Raw genomic sequence first — 18,341 nt, 5'->3', positions numbered from 1 at the left:
GATGGGCTGACAGATGAAATTATTATCGTTCCGTTACGAAGGCAGGACGTTATTTGGACCTAAAGTGAAGAAGGAAGATGCAGTATGGGATATGTTAGCGATTGCAGAAGCATTTGAGGATACTGATTTTCCACAAACAATCACGGAAGGTATTGCATCTGGTCTGGATTTCGTTGAAAAAGTACGGAAACTTGCTGAACAGGCGCGGTCGGATGAGAATTCGGACCGATTCAAATATGCATTCACTGCTATAGAATGGCTTTCGCCAATTCCGAGAACACCTAAAAATATCCTATGTGTAGGCAAAAACTACGCTGACCATGCGGCGGAAATGGGCGCAGATGCACCACCTGAAAAGTTGATGATTTTCACGAAATCACCAACCGCTATTGCAGCGGATGAACAAGACGTTTCAGTCCATGCCGATGTGACGGATAGCCTTGATTATGAAGGAGAACTTGCGGTTGTCATTAGCAAGGGAGGACGTAATATCCCGAAACAATTGGCCTATGATTATATTTTCGGTTACACCATTGCAAACGATGTGACGGCGCGTGACGTGCAAGCGGCACATGGCCAGTTCTTCTTAGGAAAAAGTCTCGATGGATCGTGTCCAATGGGACCTTATATTGTGACGAAAAATGAAATACCGAATCCACATAATTTATCAGTTGTGACAAAAGTGAACGATGAAGTGAGACAAAATGGCAATACAGCGTCGATGATTTTCAAAATCGACGAACTGATTGCTGAAATATCACGTTATGTGACACTTGAACCAGGCGATGTCATTTTGACGGGTACACCTGCTGGCGTCGGTAAAGGCATGACACCTCCGACATTTTTAAAACAAGGCGATACTGTAAAAGTGTCCATTGAAAGCATCGGAACTCTCGTAAATAAGTTTGTTTGAGCAGTTTCCCTTTTGCGAATTAGTCAATTGTGATACGATTATTTAGTATTACTAATTAAATGAGGTGACTAATTTGGACGTATTAACAAACGCTACACATCTTCATATTTTCACATGGGTTGTTGGAATTATTTTATTCCTTGTTGCTGCAAGTATGGACACAGAGTCAAAAGGCAGAAAGATTCTTCATATGATTGCACGTCTATTCTACGTGCTGATTGTAATTACAGGCGCGGCGCTATTCTTTGAATATTCATCGCTTGATGGCGCGTTGTATGGCGTCAAATTCTTATTGGGTCTTCTGACAATTGGTATGATGGAAATGGTACTCGTCCGTTCTGCGAAGAATAAGAGTGTCAAAGTAGTATGGATCCTATTTTTCGTCTTCGTATTGGCGACGATGTTCCTAGGATTTAAATTGCCATTTGGCATTACTTGGTTCGCTTAATCTTTACGGGAATGATTACTGAAAATGCGTTGTTTACGCAAACGGGGGATGGAGATGGGATCTAGTATCGGACCGATATTACTTGTCGTTGTTTTGATGTTAATGGCGTTCTTTGCTGTTTCCGTCATCCTGTTTTCCCGCAAAAAGCGGTCATCTACTGATGACGATGAACTGTTTGATGAATGAGACACCTGCTGGCGATTGTGCTGGCGGGTGTTTTTTATTGTTTTGAGACCAGACATAAAAGATAACACATGTGTTGATTAACCAAACAACTAGTAAATAACTTAATCAAACACTAGGCGCTTCGTGTGCAGTATATTTGGATTGCTTTGGATTGAACTACCTCTATACGATTACCGAGATGTCTTGATGTGTAGGGATGCGACTTCGTCGCATCCCTACACATTTTTTCGGTAATCGTATGGTGCTTATTCATCCGTCGCGCTCCAAATGCATTAGTACACAAAGGAGGCCACTGAAAAAGTCCAATTTCCTTCAATCCCGTTGATTTCCGTTCCGAGCGGACGCTTTCCGCGGGCACGGCTTCAGCCTCCTCGTCACTGCGTTCCTGCGGGGTCTTCAGCTCGCGCTGTTCCCGCTGGAGTCGCCGCTCTCCACTACAATCAACTATTTCTTACTATAAAAAGAACTTTTTCAGTGGCCTCACACAAAGTGCAAAAGCTTTTTTGTACGAAAGAATAGAGGGGCATCTACCTAGTTGAAACTTTCTTTAGGGTTTTCTCTTTTTTTACTAGTAAAGAAGTGTTACTTTCTACAAACTATAACATGATTACATACATAATATTTTCTAGAAGTAAGCAAGGAACGCATTGTACAAAGTGCAAGAGTGCCCGAAATTGCATCTACGGGCACTTACAATCTCTATAAAAAGTCATCTATTTTTTTCATTCAAACATAACTGCATTTTTCACTTGAACATTGAAGGTACGCGATAGGCAACTATTCACAACAGAATGACCGAAAAAAGTGTGGCTAGAAGTGACTCCGTCACTTCTAGCCACACATGCCTCTCGGAAAATGTGTCGTGATTATTTCGCCGAAAGCGAACCGCAAATGACCCAGTAAAAATGGATATTAACCATTTACCTGCTTTATACGCAAGTAAATGGTTAATAAAACAGACGTGAAAAGTTAATAATGTATAAGCTTATTCAATTTAGGTTGCTGTCTAGACTTCAGGTGCCAGCCCCTGGTCCCACACGAAGTGGGGCATGCAGTCGGTGCGACAGGACGTCGCGACTTTAGACTGCCTTCCTTTAAATTCAGTCTTGTTGAAAAGGCAAAGGGCGCCTTTATCATCAAGCCTTTCGACGTACAGGACGTACTAGTGCCGACGTTGCCACAGGACGTGGCGAATTTAGTCGGCCAGCGCTTTTCGGGGCTAAACGGCACCTTGCGCTTTTCCTTATTCACAATATCGACCTATTTCATTGGGAAGGATGAGGTTTTTGGCGTAAACAATGGCGACATGTGGCGGCGTTTGGTAAAATGACGAGTGACAGCTCGTATTGAGGAGGCAATTTTGTGAAAGCGAATAAATGGTTTGGACTTATTGCAACTTTTCTATTACTGGTATCTACCCTATCTCCAGCAGGGGTGTTTGCAGAAACGGAAAGAACAATAGAGGATGAAAGTATATATGATTTGCTTGTGGACCGGTTTAATAACGCCGATGGCAAGAACGACTTTGACGTAAATACGAAAGATTTGACGGCATTCAGTGGAGGAGACTTCACAGGTGTCGCTACGAGACTTGAGCATATTGTCCGAATGGGCTTCACGCTTATTTCACTTGGACCCGTCTTTGAAACGGAAACGTATGATGGAAGTAAAGTGCTTGATTATGCGAAACTTGACCCGCATTTTGGGACTTCAGAAGAATTTAGCAAGATGATTAAAGCAATTCATAAGCAGGATATGTCCGTGATTGCTGACTTCCCACTTGCGGGAGTGAGTTCGAATCATGTTTGGGCAAAAGAGGGAACTGTCAAAGCACTTCCTATTGCTGACGGAACAATCGATTGGGATACTTCGGATGCAGCAACACAAAAAGCATTGAAGGAAGCCATCGTTGATTTCATGGAAACGTATAAGTTGGATGGAATCCGTTTAACGAAGATTGATAAAATCGATACGGCGTTTTTGAATGAAATCATTCAAGCTGTAAAAACGGTTAAACCAAAAGCATATGTACTGACGAATGAAGAAAGTGACGCTGACTTCGATTCTGCTCCGAATAACGAAAAAATGAACGCAATGAGAAATTCATTCGTTAAATATGACGTAGATTCTTCACCGCTATCGATAGTGTCAAATGCAACCGAAAAGGAATTAATCCAGTTCGATGAATTAACAGGACCACGTTTTACATACGATATCGTGGAAGCAAGAATGTTCCCGCCGACACGGTGGAAGCTAGCCATTACGGCACTATTTTCAATGCCAGGCGTACCGATTATGCCTTATGGTACCGAAATTGCGGTAAATGGAGAATCTGCTCCTGAAAGTCATCAGATCATGAATTTCAAGATCGATGAGGAGTTAATTGACCATATCGGTGACCTTAACCAGTTGCGCAACCAATCAGAAGCTTTCCGTAACGGTGACTTTGAGATGTTACACAATGAGAATGGATTTACAGTGTATAAGCTTTCAAATGATAAAGAGACATGGATTGTTGCACTTAATAATACGACTGAGACAGCCAATGTAGAAATTCCGAAAGAAGTAATCGGGGACAATAAAAAATTACGTGGTCTACTTGATGGTGATTCGGTAAGGGAAGGTAAGGATGGAATTTACCGCGTCGTACTAGAACGTGAAGTTGCAGAGATTTATATCGCTGATGAAGACAAAGGATTCAATACGCCTTATCTAATCGCATCAATTTTAATCTATGTCCTGTTCTTTGGATTCCTATTCATGGCTTGGAGAAAAGGACGTCAAGGCAGAAAAGATAGAAAAGCTGAAACGAAGGCGAAGTAAGACAGAAAACACCAGCATCGGCAAAGTTGCCGATGCTGGTGTTTTTTGATGTCTAGCTTCAGTCTTGCCGAAAAGGCAAAGAGCGCCTTTGTCGTCAAGCCCTTCGACATACAGGACGTACTAGTGCCGACGTTGCCACAGGACGTGGCGAATTTAGTCGGCCAGCGCTTTTCGGGGCTAAACGGCGCCTTACGCTTTTCTTGTTATCGCGCTTTATAACCAATCATATTTACGGGATCTTTCGGCGATGAATAGGGTGGGGAGTAGCCGAGTTCAAGGGCTGCAAGGTCATCGACAGTCATTTTGCCCATGATTGCGGTTGCAATGACGTCAATTCGTTTGTCGACTCCTTTGTCACCGACCGCTTGTGCACCCAAGATGAGCCGGGATTGTTCATCATAATGAACACGCAGTAAAATCCGCCCATGGTCAGGGTAATAGCCTGCATTCGTTCGGCCTTCATAGACTGCCGTGCCAAACTTGATACCTTCATCTGTTAAACTTTTCGCCGAATGGCCTGTCATAGCTGCAGTCAGTGCAAACAATTTTGTAATCGTCGTGCCGAGGAGCCCATTCATTTCGATTGGATTGCCGGCCAGATGGCGTGCGACGATGAATGATTGCCTATGCGCTGGCCAAGCGAGTTTCACGTTTTTCGGTTTACCGGTGAACCAGTCTTTGCATTCTGCCGCGTCACCAATTGCATAAATGTCAGGATCATTTGTCTGCATATAGCTGTTGACGACGATCCCTTTCGTCGGCCCGATATGTAAATCAGCTTCAATCGCGAGTTGCGTATCAAGATCGATTCCAATACTGGACGCGATAAAGTCAACGTCAAAGTTCATCCCATTTTTCATAATCAAGCGCTTGCCTTCAATGCGTTCGATGGCATCTTCAAAGTAGAAGTCGACCTTATTATCTTGCATTTCCTTGCCAAGCACTTGTGAAATTTCAGGATCCATTAATGTCATGACGCGTTCATTGCGATCAATAAGAGCCGTTTGTAAGCCTCTATGGATGAAGTTCTCAATAAGTTCAATCCCGATGAATCCGCCTCCAATAACAGCGCACGACTTCGGTTTTTCACGCTCTATATAGTCGATGATTTGTTCCATATCCCCGAAGCTCTTCAGCGTAAATAATGGCAAATCACCGAGACCTTTTAAGTCAGGTATACGGGCGATTCCGCCGGGCGATAAAATAAGTTTGTCGTAGGATTCTGTAAAGACATGATCTGTTTCCATATTACGTACTTCAACCGTTTTCTGTTCCCGATTAATGGCCAGTACATCATGCCCTAACTTGACGGTTATATCTCGTTGCTCGCTGAACTTTTCGGGAGACGAGCCGACTAGCTGCCATTTATCTTCAATTAATCCTCCGATGACATATGGCATACCGCATGTCCCATAGCCAAGTACCGGATCACGTCCAAATAATATGATTTCAGAATCTGGAACTGCGCGTCTAATTTGTGCGGCGACAGTGGAACCACCCGCGATTGCACCGACAATGAGTATTTTCATCAACAAATCCTCCTTTAAATCAAATTCGCCTTGGCGTATTTGCGTCCAGATTTAAGTAATGAAGTTAGCCAAAGAACGTCGCATCCTTGCGACAATGGCCAACTGACCTGCATCACGCAGGCCCGAGCTTGCTCAATTAACTTCCTTCAAAATCTGTGACATCCGCGGGCCTACAGAAGGTAGGTCATGCAACCGTTGCCGCAGGACGCGGCGGACTTAGGTTGCCTTCCTTCATTCAACAGAAGGGGAAGACTTCTGTTGAGTGAAGTTACTGATTAAATTTATTCAGGAAAAAGACGCCTACTGTACCAGGACCAACATGTGCACCGATAACAGAGCCAATCATATGGATTTCGATATTTTTTGGATGAAATAACTCTTCTATTATGGCTTTTAATTCGAGTGCTATTCCTTCGTCGTCGCTATGGCAAATTGCAATCGTCTGTTCAGCTAAATTATCGCCGCGCTCCGCCATAAGATCAGCCATACGGCGCAATACTTTTTTGCGGCCACGGTGCTTTTCGATAGGAACGAGTTTGCCGTTTTCGACATGGAGTAATGGCTTAATGTTGAGCAGCCCGCCGATGAATGCACTCGTTTTAGATACGCGACCGCCGCGTGCCATATAATCAAGGTCTTGCACGGTGAAGAGGTGCTCCATATGTGCCGCCATGTATCGGATTTTACGCTCAATCGTTCGAACATCGTCTTCTCCCGCATCGCGTAGCCGAACTGCTTCTTTTACAAGAAGACCGTAACCAAGCGAAGCGCATCTTGAATCGATAATAATAAGGTTCATTTTTGGATTCGTTTCTTTTGCTTGGTCTCCGGTCATGATTGCGGTGTCAAATGTACCGGATAACTCTGAAGAAAAAGCGATGTAAATCCCACTTTCACCTGATGATGCGAGTTCCTTCCACTTTCGAAGGAACAGTTCAGGTGATACTTGTGATGTTTTAGGTTGCTTGCCGTTGCGAATTGCTTGGTAGACTTCTTTTGAATCGATCGTCATTATATCGTCGTACTCTTTGTCATCGATGAGGACGCGTAATGGGAAGAGCGTTACATCGTTGTCTTCGAAAAATGACTTTGGTAAATCACTGGCACTGTCCGCAAATATTTTCATATAGACCCCTCCGTTGGATAATTGTAGTTATACCAAGTGTAACCTTTCGCGGAGCACTCGTGCAATGCCATCCTCATTATTCGTGTCTGTCACTTCATTCGCAATTGATTTCAATCTGTCAATTCCATTTCCCATTGCCACTCCGATGCCGGCATAGTCTATCATTTCAAGGTCGTTGTCTTCGTCACCAAAAGCAATAATTCGATCTTTTGGAATATCCATCCACTTCGAGACGTGTGAAAGTCCGACAGCCTTATTCAAGCCATGCCGAACGATTTCAATGACTTTCCACGGTGCTCCCCATTGACGATGATCAATGACTTCCGCGTGTACATCACCAAGATGGCGTCTGATTGCATCAACTTTATCGTCAGGTGCATGGATCAGTAAACTTGTAGGATCGACTTGCAAAAATTCACGAATGTCTCCCTGCGTTATTTTAGGCTCACCAAATCCAAAAATGTCGAGCAGTTTTTCATCGTGATGGTGCATGTATACATCATCCATCACTTCTGCAACAATATTATGGAATGTAAATTGCTGCATAGCATCAATGACATCTTTCACCACGGGAAGAGAGATCGTTTCATGGATTGTTTTCCAAGAACGATTATCAGGATGATGAACGAACGCACCGTTGAAGTTGACAATCGGTGTTTTAAGCCCGAGTTGACGGTAATACACTTCGCTTGCTCGGTATGGTCTTCCGGTCGCAATCATAATGTGATGACCTTTTTCTTCTGCCTTTTTCAATGTAAGCTTGGTTTTATCTGAAATTACTTTTTCGTCTGTAAGTAATGTCCCATCAAGATCGAGGACGATTAAATGTGGCTTCAAAAAAACGCCTCCTTCTATAAATAGTCTATCGTTAACATATGAATCAAGTCAAAAAATCCAGTCATGAAATCGTGCCTTTTGTTTTTTTAGAAAAACTTTGGTACGCTCAAGTGAAAAGGAAAAGGTGTGATTTCAATGAATGTTACTGAAGAGTTATGGGGCGATATCCCCTTATTACATATAGTTGAGGATGAGTTTAAAGACAAACAAGTTCCAGTTGTTATTTTTATTCATGGATTCATGAGTGCGAAAGAACATAATTTGCATTATGCCTATAATATGGCGAAGAAAGGTATACGAGTTCTCTTACCTGACGCGCATCTACACGGTGCTCGGGAAGATAATCTTGATGAAGTCCAACTGAGTCTACGTTTTTGGGAAATCGTTTTGACGTCAATTGAAGAAGTGAGTGTCATTCGTGAAGAGCTCGTGCAACGCGGACTTCTTACTACAGGTAAAATTGGTTTAGGAGGCACATCGATGGGTGGCATTACGACGCTCGGCTGTCTTGCTGTCTATGATTGGGTCGATGCTGCCGCTGTTATGATGGGAGCTCCAGGCTTTGTCCAGTTAGCGAAAGCACAAATGTCTGAGTTCGAACGTCGCGGTTTTACATTGCCTGTTACTGAAGATGAAAAGAAAAAATTACTCGCCACATTATCTACGTTTGATTTAACGAAACATCCATCGGCATTGAACAATAGACCTGTCTACTTTTGGCATGGTAAGCAGGATGCGGTTGTGCCATACGAACCGACACACAACTTCTATCAGGCCATCAAGAAGGAGTATGCTACTGAACCGGAGCGAATTGAATTTGTTTCAAGCGCTACCTCGGGGCATGCCGTTTCTAGAGCTGGAATGCTTCAGGCGGCTGATTGGCTTGCCTGCCATTTGAAATGAACAGCCGAACTCTGCTATGATGAAGCTAGTAAAAACAAGGAATGAGGGATGAAGATGAGCCAGGATATGAAAGATAGCATGATGGGGGCACTTGAAAACGTAATTGACCCGGAACTTGGAGTCGATATCGTCAACTTAGGTCTAGTTTATGATGTAGAGCTGGACGAAGAAGGCACGTCAAAAGTGACAATGACACTAACATCGATGGGTTGTCCAATGGGACCACAAATCGTTGCTAACGTTACACAAGAACTGATGGAACTTCCAGAAGTGAAAAACGTAGATGTTAATATCATTTGGAGTCCACCATGGTCAAGAGATAATATGTCTCGTTATGCTAAAATAGCGTTAGGCGTAAGATAATAGAAAACAATTAGGCCGTGTGACTTAGAGATAAGTTGTGCGGTTTTTTTGTGGTTTTTACGGGTAATCTCCACTCCCGCTACCGCGAAGCCGCGCCTTCGCTGGATAGTCTATGCGAGAAAGCGCATTTCGTTATCTATAATTGCAGAGGAGAATAGTGATTATTCCATTATAATGGATAGATTCAGAAGTCCTGCTAATACCGCTTCTGCGCTTTGTGGATGCCTCCTTCGATAAGCCAGAAAGGAGACCGCTTTCAGTCTTATCGCTCCGGCTACCACGAAGTCGCGCTTGCGCTGGATGGTCTATGTAGAAAGCACATTGCATTGTCGGGGATAAGACCTGCAGCTCGTAGAGTGTCTTTCTTCAATGAAATTAGTATCGAATAGTAATTACATAATAATCTCAGTCTATACATCTCAAAATCACTTTCAATAATGTACACTCCAGCGCCGGCGCGGCAAAGGGGTAGCCGAAGCTATGAGACTGGATGCGCAGCGTTAATCCTGGCTCGTGGCGAGAGGCATCCCCAAAGCGCCAAGCGGTCTAAAAACCACGCACCAAATCATAGTATTTGATTCACGTTAATATTTTGACATGGATTTAAAAATATACGTTTTTCAGTGGCCTCTCTTATAGTATTTTCTCAAAAGTGAGCCGAAAATGTACAACTGCAAATGTAGAATTTTATACTATTCAAAACAGGTGCTTCATGTCAAAAATGGTTAAACAACTGACGTGATATTTCTCACTTAAAAAGGAATATCGAAATAATGTCGAATGGTATAGATATGAGAAAGAATTCCAATAAGGGAGAGTGTTCAAATGTCGATTAAAACTGCGGATGTATGTGATGATTTTTCAAACGAATTGCAAGTGTGTTCAACGGTGTTTAAATCGTATGGAAAAAACAAACGATTCTCAGGCCCAATTTATACTGTGAAAGTATTTGAGGATAACGTTCTTGTGAAAGAAGCACTGCAAACTATTCAGGAAGGTAGTGTTCTTGTTGTCGATGGCGGAGGTTCAAAAAGATGTGCGTTAATGGGCGGCAATTTAGGTGTTATTGCTGAAACCCGTAAACTCGCCGGCATTATTATCTACGGTTGTGTCCGTGATACGGCAGAATTGATCGAACAAAATATCGGTGTGCTGGCACTGGGCAGTAATCCGAAGAAGAGTATAAAAGAAGGGAAAGGGGAACAGGGTTGTAAGCTGAATTTCGGAGATGTAGAGTGGAATCCCAATCACTATGTTTATGCGGATGAAGACGGCGTAGTCGTAGCTGCTCGTAATCTTTTCGGCTAATGACAATCCCTAAGGGGGTTCTTTGCGGGGTCTAGTTTCATCATTAATCGCCGTGCAAATCGCTTTACTTTCCATCAAATTCATCTTATAATTTAATTAATCAAAGATAGTCAAAGTCAGACGTTGACTTATAGAAAGGCGGATGTATATGCGAATGGACGGACAGCAAGAAGACCAGCGTACACCTCTTGAACAATTTGGACGGAATCTCGTTGAAGAAGTTAAAAAAGGGAAAATGGATCCTGTTATTGGTCGTGATGAGGAAATACGTAACGTCATTCGGATTTTATCAAGAAAGACTAAAAATAATCCTGTTTTAATCGGGGAACCGGGTGTCGGCAAGACGGCAATCGTTGAAGGACTTGCGCAACGAATTGTGAAGGGCGATGTGCCAGAAGGATTGAAAGATCGCCAAATTTTTGAACTTGATATGAGTTCACTTATCGCGGGTGCAAAATACCGTGGTGAATTTGAAGAGCGTTTAAAAGGCGTACTGAAACAGGTGAAAGATAGTGCAGGGGAGATCATTCTATTCATTGATGAAATCCATACAATTGTCGGCGCGGGGAAAACTGAAGGCGCAATGGACGCTGGCAACATGCTGAAACCAATGCTAGCACGCGGTGAATTATACTGTATCGGAGCAACGACACTTGACGAGTACCGGTTATATATCGAAAAAGATCCTGCGCTTGAACGCCGTTTCCAGCAAGTACTCGTGCGTGAACCGTCCGTCGAGGATACAGTGTCGATTTTACGGGGATTGAAAGAACGCTATGAACTTCACCATGGTGTGCGCATCCATGACCGTGCAATTGTTGCGGCGGCAACATTATCAGACCGCTATTTAACAGAGCGTTTCTTGCCGGATAAAGCAATTGACTTAATAGATGAAGCGAGCGCGATGATACGGACTGAAATCGATTCAATGCCATCCGAATTGGATGCGGTGACACGCCGGATTATGCAGCTTGAAATTGAAGAGCAAGCGTTACGTAAAGAAAAAGACGCGGTCAGTAAAAATCGTCTTGAAGTACTTCGTGATGAACTGACAGAGCTGAAAGAATCGTCTGCAGGCATGCGGGAGCAATGGGATTCTGAAAAAGAAACATTGCGTGGAATCCAGGATAAGCGAGAAAAGCTAGACCGTTTCCGACGTGAACTGGAAGAAGCTGAAAATCGGTTTGACTTGAATAAAGCTGCAGAACTTACTTATGGGAAAATCCCGAATCTAGAGGAGGAGTTGCATGAACTTGAGGCCGCGCTTGTAGAGGGACAGGAAAATCGACTGCTCCGTGAAGAAGTGACGGAAGAAGAAATTGCGACAATTGTCGCGCGTTGGACGGGTATTCCGGTAACGAAACTTGTTGAAGGTGAACGTGAAAAACTACTTCGTCTGCGTGAAACACTTGAAGAGCGTGTAATTGGGCAGGATGATGCTGTACAACTTGTGACGGAAGCCGTGTGGCGCGCACGTGCGGGCATTAAAGATCCAGACAAACCAATCGGCTCATTCCTATTTTTGGGACCAACTGGGGTCGGGAAGACAGAGCTGGCGAAAACGCTCGCTGCGACATTGTTTGATTCGGAAGATCATTTCATCCGCATCGACATGTCGGAATATATGGAGAAGCATAGTATATCGCGGCTTGTTGGCGCACCTCCAGGCTACATCGGTTACGAAGAAGGTGGTCAATTGACGGAAGCAGTACGACGCAATCCGTATTCAGTGGTGCTGTTAGATGAAATCGAGAAAGCGCATCCGGATGTCGCAAACATTTTATTGCAAGTATTAGATGATGGCCGAATCACAGATAGCCAAGGCAGACTCGTCAACTTTACCAATACTGTCGTCATTATGACTTCGAATATCGGCTCTGCCTACTTGCTTCATGGACTAGACGATACAGAAAACCATGCAGCAGAAGATCTAGTCATGGCCGAATTAAAAAATCATTTCAAACCGGAGCTATTAAATCGAATGGATGACATCATTATTTTCCATTCACTGACAGGCGATTCATTCCGCAAGATTGCACGTAAAATGATTGAAGACCTAGTTAAACGATTACGTGGACAAGAAATCAGTATGGAATATAGTGAAGATGTGCTCGATTGGATTGTCAATGAAGGAACAGATGCTGATTTCGGAGCTCGTCCATTGAAACGCTTTATCCAACGACATGTTGAAACGATGGTTGCAAAAGAAATTATTAAAGGCGATCTTAAACTAAATGATAAACTCGTTCTAGCTATGGAAAACGGGAAATTAGTTATTCAAACAGATTAAAATAGAAAAAGCCGCAGGAAGTTTGAACTTCCTGCGGCTTTTTCTATAGTATCCAATCACGTCTATTGATTAACTATTTTTTTACATAAAGAGCAGGTAAGAAAGGCTTAAAAAACGCCATTTTCACTGGATCATTCCCGATCCGCTTTCAGAGAATTATTCACGACAACCTTACCGAGGGGCAAGTGTGGCTAGAAACGACTTCGTCATTCCTAGCCACACCCTTTTCAGTAACCCTGTTGCGAATTGTTTCCTATCGCGTTCCTATAACGGTCAAGTGAAAAATACAGCTGCTTTAGAATAAAAGAATAGATGACTTTTTATACATGTTGTAAGTGCCCGAAGATACAATTTCGGGCACTTTAGTACTTTGTACAAGGTGTTCCTTGTTTACCTTTAGTAAAGGGTATGCATCTTATCATGCGATGGACTATAAGAAAGTGACTCTTTCTTAACTAAAAAAGACAAGACTATGGAGAAGGCTTCAGCCGACAAAATTGTATCTTTGGCGGCTATTATCTAGATAAGAAGCCCCGTTATTCTTTCGTCCCGAAAAATTTTAGTACTTTGTGTACTTAGGAATTTGGAGCGCGACGGATGAATAAGCACCATACGATTACCGAAAAAATGTGTAGGGATGCGACAAAGTCGCATCCCTACACATCAAGACATCTCGGTAATCGTATAGAGGGCATTCAATTCAAAGCAATCCAAACAACCTGTACACGAAGCGCTTAGTGTTTGATTCAGTTAATTACTGGTTGTTTTTGGTTAATCAACACAAGTAGTATCCAATATAAAAACCATCCCCAGCGAGGGAGATGGTTTTTTGTTGATTAATGATCTGCAATTTCGCCTTCTGGGAAAGATTCAGCCAGTAAGATAACGATTACAGAAACGACAAGCGAAACATATACGCCTGGCATGAAGTCAAATGGCAAGTTAGCAATTGCTCCAGAAACATAGTTCAACATAGTGATTAAACAGAAAGACCAGAAAAATGTCATTACGTATTTCATTGAATTCACCTCTACATTACTATTTCATATTTAATCATATCACAGTGGTTACATTGGAGAAACTAATTTCCATGCAAACGGAACTTTATTTGGCGAAAAAGTGTCAACAGGTTGAAAAGTGAGCCCATTTCTTTTATGATTAAGAGCAGGTACTAATAATAGATGATAAAGAACGGGGGATGCGGAATGACTGCTGGATTTATCGGCATGGGTAAATACGTACCATCACACGTTTTGACGAACGCTGACCTTGAAAAGCGTTTGGATACATCGGATGAATGGATTCGTACAATGACAGGCATCGAAGAAAGACGCATCGCAGACGATTCAACGGATACGTCTCATATGGCATATAACGCTGCAGTGGAAGCGATCAACAACGCAGGGATCAAACCAGAAGAAATCGGACTTATTCTTGTAGCTACAGTCACACCTGATCGACCTTTTCCTTCAGTGTCGACAATGCTTCAACAACAGCTCGGCGCAACCAATGCGGCGGCTATGGACATTTCAGCGGCTTGTGCAGGGTTCATGTATGGCGTCGTAACGGCGAAACAGTTCGTCGAATCTGGCACATATGATTATGTACTAGTTGTCGGAGTTGAAAAATTATCTAAAATTACCAATTGGGAAGACCGCAATACCGCCATTCTTTTCGGAGATGGAGCGGGTGCAGCTATTATAGGAAAAGTAAGTGAAGGACGGGGAATCCTGTCATTCGAACTCGGTGCAGACGGTAGCGGTGGCAAACACCTTTATCAGGATGAAAAACTTGTTATGAATGGCCGTGAAGTATTCAAATTCGCAGTCCGTCAGATGGGCGAATCCGCAGAAAGCGTTATTAGAAAAGCGGGTCTAATGAAGGAAGACGTCGATTTTCTTATTCCGCACCAAGCGAATATACGAATTATGGAATCTTCTCGTGAACGACTAGGTTTACCAGTAGAAAAAATGTCCAAGACAATCCATAAATATGGCAATACATCTGCCGCGTCCATTCCAATTTCACTTGTCGATGATCTAGCTGAAGGCAGAGTGAAAGATGATGACGTTATTGTCATGGTTGGATTTGGCGGAGGTCTCACTTGGGGCGCAATATGCATTAAGTGGGGAAAATAAAAAAGCACACATTTTTTGTAGTGTATGAAAAGTGTCAAGAAGCGTCAGTCTTTATAGAATAGAAGGGAAGTTTTCACATATGGGAATAAAACGTGTAGTAGTAACAGGTATAGGGGCAATTTCTCCAGTCGGGAATTCAGCGGAGGAGTCTTGGAAAGCGGTCTTGGAAGGGAAATCTGGAATCGGACCACTAACAAGACTTGACAGTGATAAGTTTCCTGTAAAAGTGGCAGCAGAAGTGAAAGATTTTGATATAGAACAATATATCTCTCGTAAAGACGCGCGTAAAATGGATCGATTCACGCATTACGCACTTGCGGCATCGATTATGGCAATGAAAGATGCAAATCTTGAACTTGAAGGCGATTTAGCACTTCGCACGGGCGTCTGGATTGGTTCGGGCATCGGTGGTATGGAAACGCATGAGCAACAGTTTCTAACGTTCCAAGAGAAAGGCTATCGACGCGTTAGTCCATTTTTCGTTCCAATGATGATTCCCGATATGGCAGCTGGCCAAGTATCGATTTATCACGGAGCAAAAGGTATTAACTCTTGTACCGTAACAGCTTGTGCATCAGGCACGAACTCGATAGGAGATGCATTTGAAGTTATTCGCCGCGGTGATGCTGACGTTATGATTACTGGCGGAGCAGAAGCGCCAATCACAACAATGGCAGTTGCTGGTTTTTGTGCGAATACAGCATTGTCGTTAAACCCCGACCCTGCAACCGCATCACGTCCATTTGATAAAGAACGTGACGGTTTTGTAATTGGAGAAGGAGCTGGTATCTTAATCCTTGAAGAGTACGAGCATGCAATTGCACGCGGTGCGAAAATTTACGCTGAACTAACCGGCTATGGTGCAACAGGTGATGCGCACCATATTACAGCTCCAGCTCCTGGGGGCGAAGGTGGCGCACGCGCGATGCAACAGGCGATTGAGCAAAGTGGTATCAATCCAGATAAAATCGATTATATTAATGCTCACGGAACGAGCACGCCATATAATGACCAATTCGAAACAATGGCAGCGAAAACAGTTTTTGGTGAGCACGCATATAAACTCACGATGAGCTCAACAAAATCAATGACAGGCCATTTGCTCGGCGCAGCAGGCGGATTGGAAGCAATCTTCACGGTGAAGGCATTGCAAGAAGGAATCCTGCCACCGACAATGAATTTTGTGAATCCAGATCCTGAATGTGATCTTGACTACGTAACTGAAGGTGCGCGCAAAGCGGACATTACGTACGCTATGAGCAACTCACTCGGTTTCGGCGGACATAACGCATCACTCGTATTCAAAAAAGTATAAGTTTAAGTTAGCAGGACGTTCCAGTTTACTGGGGCGTCTTTTTGTTTATGTAGTTTTGGGCTTGTTCAGAAAGATTCGCGGCTTGCCCTGATAGTTTGGCGATTTGTCCTCCCAGTCTGGAAGTTTGCCCTCAGAGTTTCGCGATGCGCTCACAGTTTCGTGGCTTGCCCTGACAGTTTGGCGATTTGCCCTCAGAGTATGGAAGTTTGCCCTCAGAGTTTCGCGATGCGCTCCCAGTTTCATGGCTTGCCCTGACAGTTTGGCGATTTGCCCTCAGAGTATGGAAGTTTGCCCTCAGAGTTTCGCGATGCGCTCCCAGTTTCGTGGCTTGCCCTGACAGTTTGGCGATTTGCCCTCAGAGTATGGAAGTTTGCCCTCAGAGTTTCGCGATGCCATCACAGTTTCTTGGATTGCCCTGACAGTTTGGTAATTAGCCCTCACAGTACCGAAGTTTGTCCTCAGAGTTCCGCAATGCGCCAACCCATCCTGACACATTCAAAGTACTATCTTTTCAAATTAAATGGCCCCCTTCGTCTAAAAGGGGGCCATGCTGTCATATAATCAAAGAAAATCAAAAGGACGATGCTAATGACACGCATATTTTTATTTCTAATTAGTTATGGGCTAATTGTTGTTACTGTTTCACAAATAATTTTTTATTTTAATTACAGATCATTCGGCTACGACTGGTATCAAATCATTTATTTTATAATACATACGGCAGATTTTGCGTTATTCGTCGTAGCAACAATCATGATTATTCTTACCGTCTACGTCCGAGTCCCATCGCGACTTCCATCTTCCCGAGAGTGACAGCTGCAATCGCATTTGCTTTCACTGCGCCTTCATCCAAAATTTCATCTAGGACAGGCGAATCCAAAAGTTCGTAGTATCTCTCTTGGATAGGTGATAGATGGTTGATGACGGCTTCGGCTACGCCAGCTTTAAATGCGCCATATCCAAGTCCATCATATTTCACAACAAGATCTTCAATTGAAACATCACTTAACGCTGATTCAATTGTCAATAGATTCGATACACCTGGTTTATTTTCAACGTCGTATTTCACGATGCCTTCAGAATCTGTTACTGCGCTTTTAATCTTTTTCTCGATTTCTTTGGGTGTATCAAGTAGCGAGATAGTCCCTTTTTTATTAGGATCAGATTTACTCATTTTCTTTAACGGATCTTGGAGTGACTTAATGCGTGCACCATTCTTTGGAATTCTGACTTCTGGAATCGTCAAGATACCGCCGAACCTTTTATTGAACCGCTCTGCTAGATCACGCGTCAATTCAAGATGCTGCTTTTGGTCATCGCCAACCGGGACGATATTAGTGTTATATAGAAGGATGTCAGCAGCCATAAGTGGTGGATATGTCAGAAGCGCCGAAGAAACGCCCTCTTTCCCATCTGATTTATCTTTGAACTGCGTCATACGCTCAAGTTCACCGATATAAGCAATACATTGCATCATCCAGCCTGCTTGCGCGTGTGCAGGGACTTCTGATTGGATAAACAATACCGCTTTCTCTGGATCGATTCCACTTGCAATATAGATTGCAGCAAGAGAACGGATTGTTTTTGCCAATTCCACTGGATCTTGCTGAACTGTGATAGCATGCTGATCGACAATACAAAATAGGCATTGATAGTCGTTTTGTAACTCTGTAAATTGACGGAAGGCACCGATGTAGTTGCCAAGTGTTACTGTTCCTGTAGGCTGTACGCCTGAAAAAATGGTTTTCATTTTGAAAAACTCCTCCTGTTTGATGGATAAAATAAATTGTTAAGGCTACCTAATATGATGAAAAAGCTCCGATGGAAGACGGCTTAAGTTCACCACGATGGAAGGCAACCAAAGTTCGCCGATAACGGAAGGTAGTCTAAGAACGCGACGTCCTGTCGTACCGACTACATGATAAGCATCCTGCAGACCCCGGCAATGGTTGCACACCTACATGCTGTAGACGCAAAAAAACATCAGCCGTCCCCGTAAAAAAAGGGACGACTGATGTTTGATCAACCGTGGTACCACCCGAATTGCCCGAAGGCCACTCTGATTCCCATAACGCGGGGGACGTGACGAGCTTCTTTAGGGCTAATTCAAAAAGTCCATATACTTTGAATTAGCTCAAAAGGTTCGCTTATCAAGCTCGGGA

15 protein-coding genes and 1 other annotated feature (1 of these 16 running past the window's edge) are annotated in these 18,341 nt (G+C 43.3%); of the genes, 10 read left to right on the top strand and 5 right to left on the bottom strand.

Annotation, left to right across the window (positions count from 1 at the left end):
* Nucleotides 1-13 precede the first annotated feature (13 nt).
* The 4 genes from MKX62_RS01825 to MKX62_RS01810 all read left to right on the top strand — a co-directional run bounded on the left by MKX62_RS01825 (nt 14) and on the right by MKX62_RS01810 (nt 4,370).
* On the top strand, nt 14-913 hold the full coding sequence (locus MKX62_RS01825) for a fumarylacetoacetate hydrolase family protein (protein WP_067211921.1): 900 nt from the start codon (nt 14-16) through the stop codon (nt 911-913).
* Nucleotides 914-986: 73 nt separating this feature from the next.
* Nucleotides 987-1,361, top strand: a complete 375-nt coding sequence (locus MKX62_RS01820; RefSeq protein ID WP_067211918.1) for a YisL family protein — start codon at nt 987-989, stop codon at nt 1,359-1,361.
* Between the two features lie 54 nt (nt 1,362-1,415).
* The gene (locus MKX62_RS01815; protein WP_257722487.1) at nt 1,416-1,547 is read left to right on the top strand and encodes a hypothetical protein; all 132 of its coding nucleotides are present in this window, start codon (nt 1,416-1,418) and stop codon (nt 1,545-1,547) included.
* Nucleotides 1,548-2,909: 1,362 nt separating this feature from the next.
* Entirely contained in the window at nt 2,910-4,370 is a 1,461-nt protein-coding gene (locus MKX62_RS01810) for an alpha-amylase family glycosyl hydrolase (RefSeq protein ID WP_067211913.1), read from the top strand.
* Between the two features lie 203 nt (nt 4,371-4,573).
* Here MKX62_RS01810 and MKX62_RS01805 read toward each other — a convergent pair whose 3' ends face one another.
* The 3 genes from MKX62_RS01805 to MKX62_RS01795 all read right to left on the bottom strand — a co-directional run bounded on the left by MKX62_RS01805 (nt 4,574) and on the right by MKX62_RS01795 (nt 7,862).
* Nucleotides 4,574-5,899: a CoA-disulfide reductase gene (locus tag MKX62_RS01805; RefSeq protein WP_340740495.1), complete on the bottom strand. Its 1,326-nt coding sequence runs from the start codon at nt 5,897-5,899 to the stop codon at nt 4,574-4,576.
* A 268-nt stretch (nt 5,900-6,167) separates the two neighbouring features.
* Nucleotides 6,168-7,025 carry a DegV family protein gene (locus MKX62_RS01800; RefSeq protein WP_067211908.1) on the bottom strand — a complete coding sequence of 286 codons (858 nt, stop codon included), beginning with the start codon at nt 7,023-7,025 and terminating at the stop codon, nt 6,168-6,170.
* A 27-nt stretch (nt 7,026-7,052) separates the two neighbouring features.
* Entirely contained in the window at nt 7,053-7,862 is an 810-nt protein-coding gene (locus tag MKX62_RS01795) for a Cof-type HAD-IIB family hydrolase (RefSeq protein ID WP_340740494.1), read from the bottom strand.
* 135 nt (nt 7,863-7,997) lie between these two features.
* Here MKX62_RS01795 and MKX62_RS01790 point away from each other — a divergent pair, with 135 nt between their 5' ends.
* The 4 genes from MKX62_RS01790 (at nt 7,998) to MKX62_RS01775 (ending at nt 12,726) form a co-directional block, all read left to right on the top strand.
* Nucleotides 7,998-8,765, top strand: a complete 768-nt coding sequence (locus MKX62_RS01790; RefSeq protein ID WP_338655614.1) for a prolyl oligopeptidase family serine peptidase — start codon at nt 7,998-8,000, stop codon at nt 8,763-8,765.
* A 54-nt stretch (nt 8,766-8,819) separates the two neighbouring features.
* Entirely contained in the window at nt 8,820-9,128 is a 309-nt protein-coding gene (locus MKX62_RS01785) for a metal-sulfur cluster assembly factor (protein ID WP_067211901.1), read from the top strand.
* Between the two features lie 825 nt (nt 9,129-9,953).
* Nucleotides 9,954-10,436, top strand: a complete 483-nt coding sequence (rraA, locus tag MKX62_RS01780; RefSeq protein WP_340740493.1) for a ribonuclease E activity regulator RraA — start codon at nt 9,954-9,956, stop codon at nt 10,434-10,436.
* 154 nt (nt 10,437-10,590) lie between these two features.
* Nucleotides 10,591-12,726: an ATP-dependent Clp protease ATP-binding subunit gene (locus MKX62_RS01775; RefSeq protein ID WP_340740492.1), complete on the top strand. Its 2,136-nt coding sequence runs from the start codon at nt 10,591-10,593 to the stop codon at nt 12,724-12,726.
* 836 nt (nt 12,727-13,562) lie between these two features.
* Here MKX62_RS01775 and MKX62_RS01770 read toward each other — a convergent pair.
* On the bottom strand, nt 13,563-13,745 hold the full coding sequence (locus MKX62_RS01770) for a DUF2929 family protein (protein WP_067211898.1): 183 nt from the start codon (nt 13,743-13,745) through the stop codon (nt 13,563-13,565).
* Between the two features lie 186 nt (nt 13,746-13,931).
* On the opposite strand from MKX62_RS01770, the gene MKX62_RS01765 reads away from it, so the two are divergent.
* Both MKX62_RS01765 and fabF read left to right on the top strand, forming a co-directional pair.
* Nucleotides 13,932-14,864, top strand: coding sequence for a beta-ketoacyl-ACP synthase III (locus tag MKX62_RS01765; protein WP_067211895.1), 933 nt, complete (start codon nt 13,932-13,934; stop codon nt 14,862-14,864).
* 79 nt (nt 14,865-14,943) lie between these two features.
* The gene (gene fabF / locus MKX62_RS01760) at nt 14,944-16,179 is read left to right on the top strand and encodes a beta-ketoacyl-ACP synthase II (RefSeq protein WP_340740491.1); all 1,236 of its coding nucleotides are present in this window, start codon (nt 14,944-14,946) and stop codon (nt 16,177-16,179) included.
* Nucleotides 16,180-16,942: 763 nt separating this feature from the next.
* Here fabF and trpS read toward each other — a convergent pair.
* Nucleotides 16,943-17,929: a tryptophan--tRNA ligase gene (gene trpS, locus MKX62_RS01755; RefSeq protein ID WP_187045527.1), complete on the bottom strand. Its 987-nt coding sequence runs from the start codon at nt 17,927-17,929 to the stop codon at nt 16,943-16,945.
* Between the two features lie 250 nt (nt 17,930-18,179).
* Nucleotides 18,180-18,341, bottom strand: a binding site (T-box leader); it runs 93 nt beyond the window's last position.

Origin of the sequence: Sporosarcina sp. FSL K6-5500, assembly GCF_038005665.1 — a bacterium.
In the GTDB taxonomy this organism is placed as follows: domain Bacteria; phylum Bacillota; class Bacilli; order Bacillales_A; family Planococcaceae; genus Sporosarcina; species Sporosarcina psychrophila.
The sequence above is the reverse complement of the archived record's forward strand: the minus strand, read 5'-3'. Positions and strand labels throughout refer to the sequence as shown.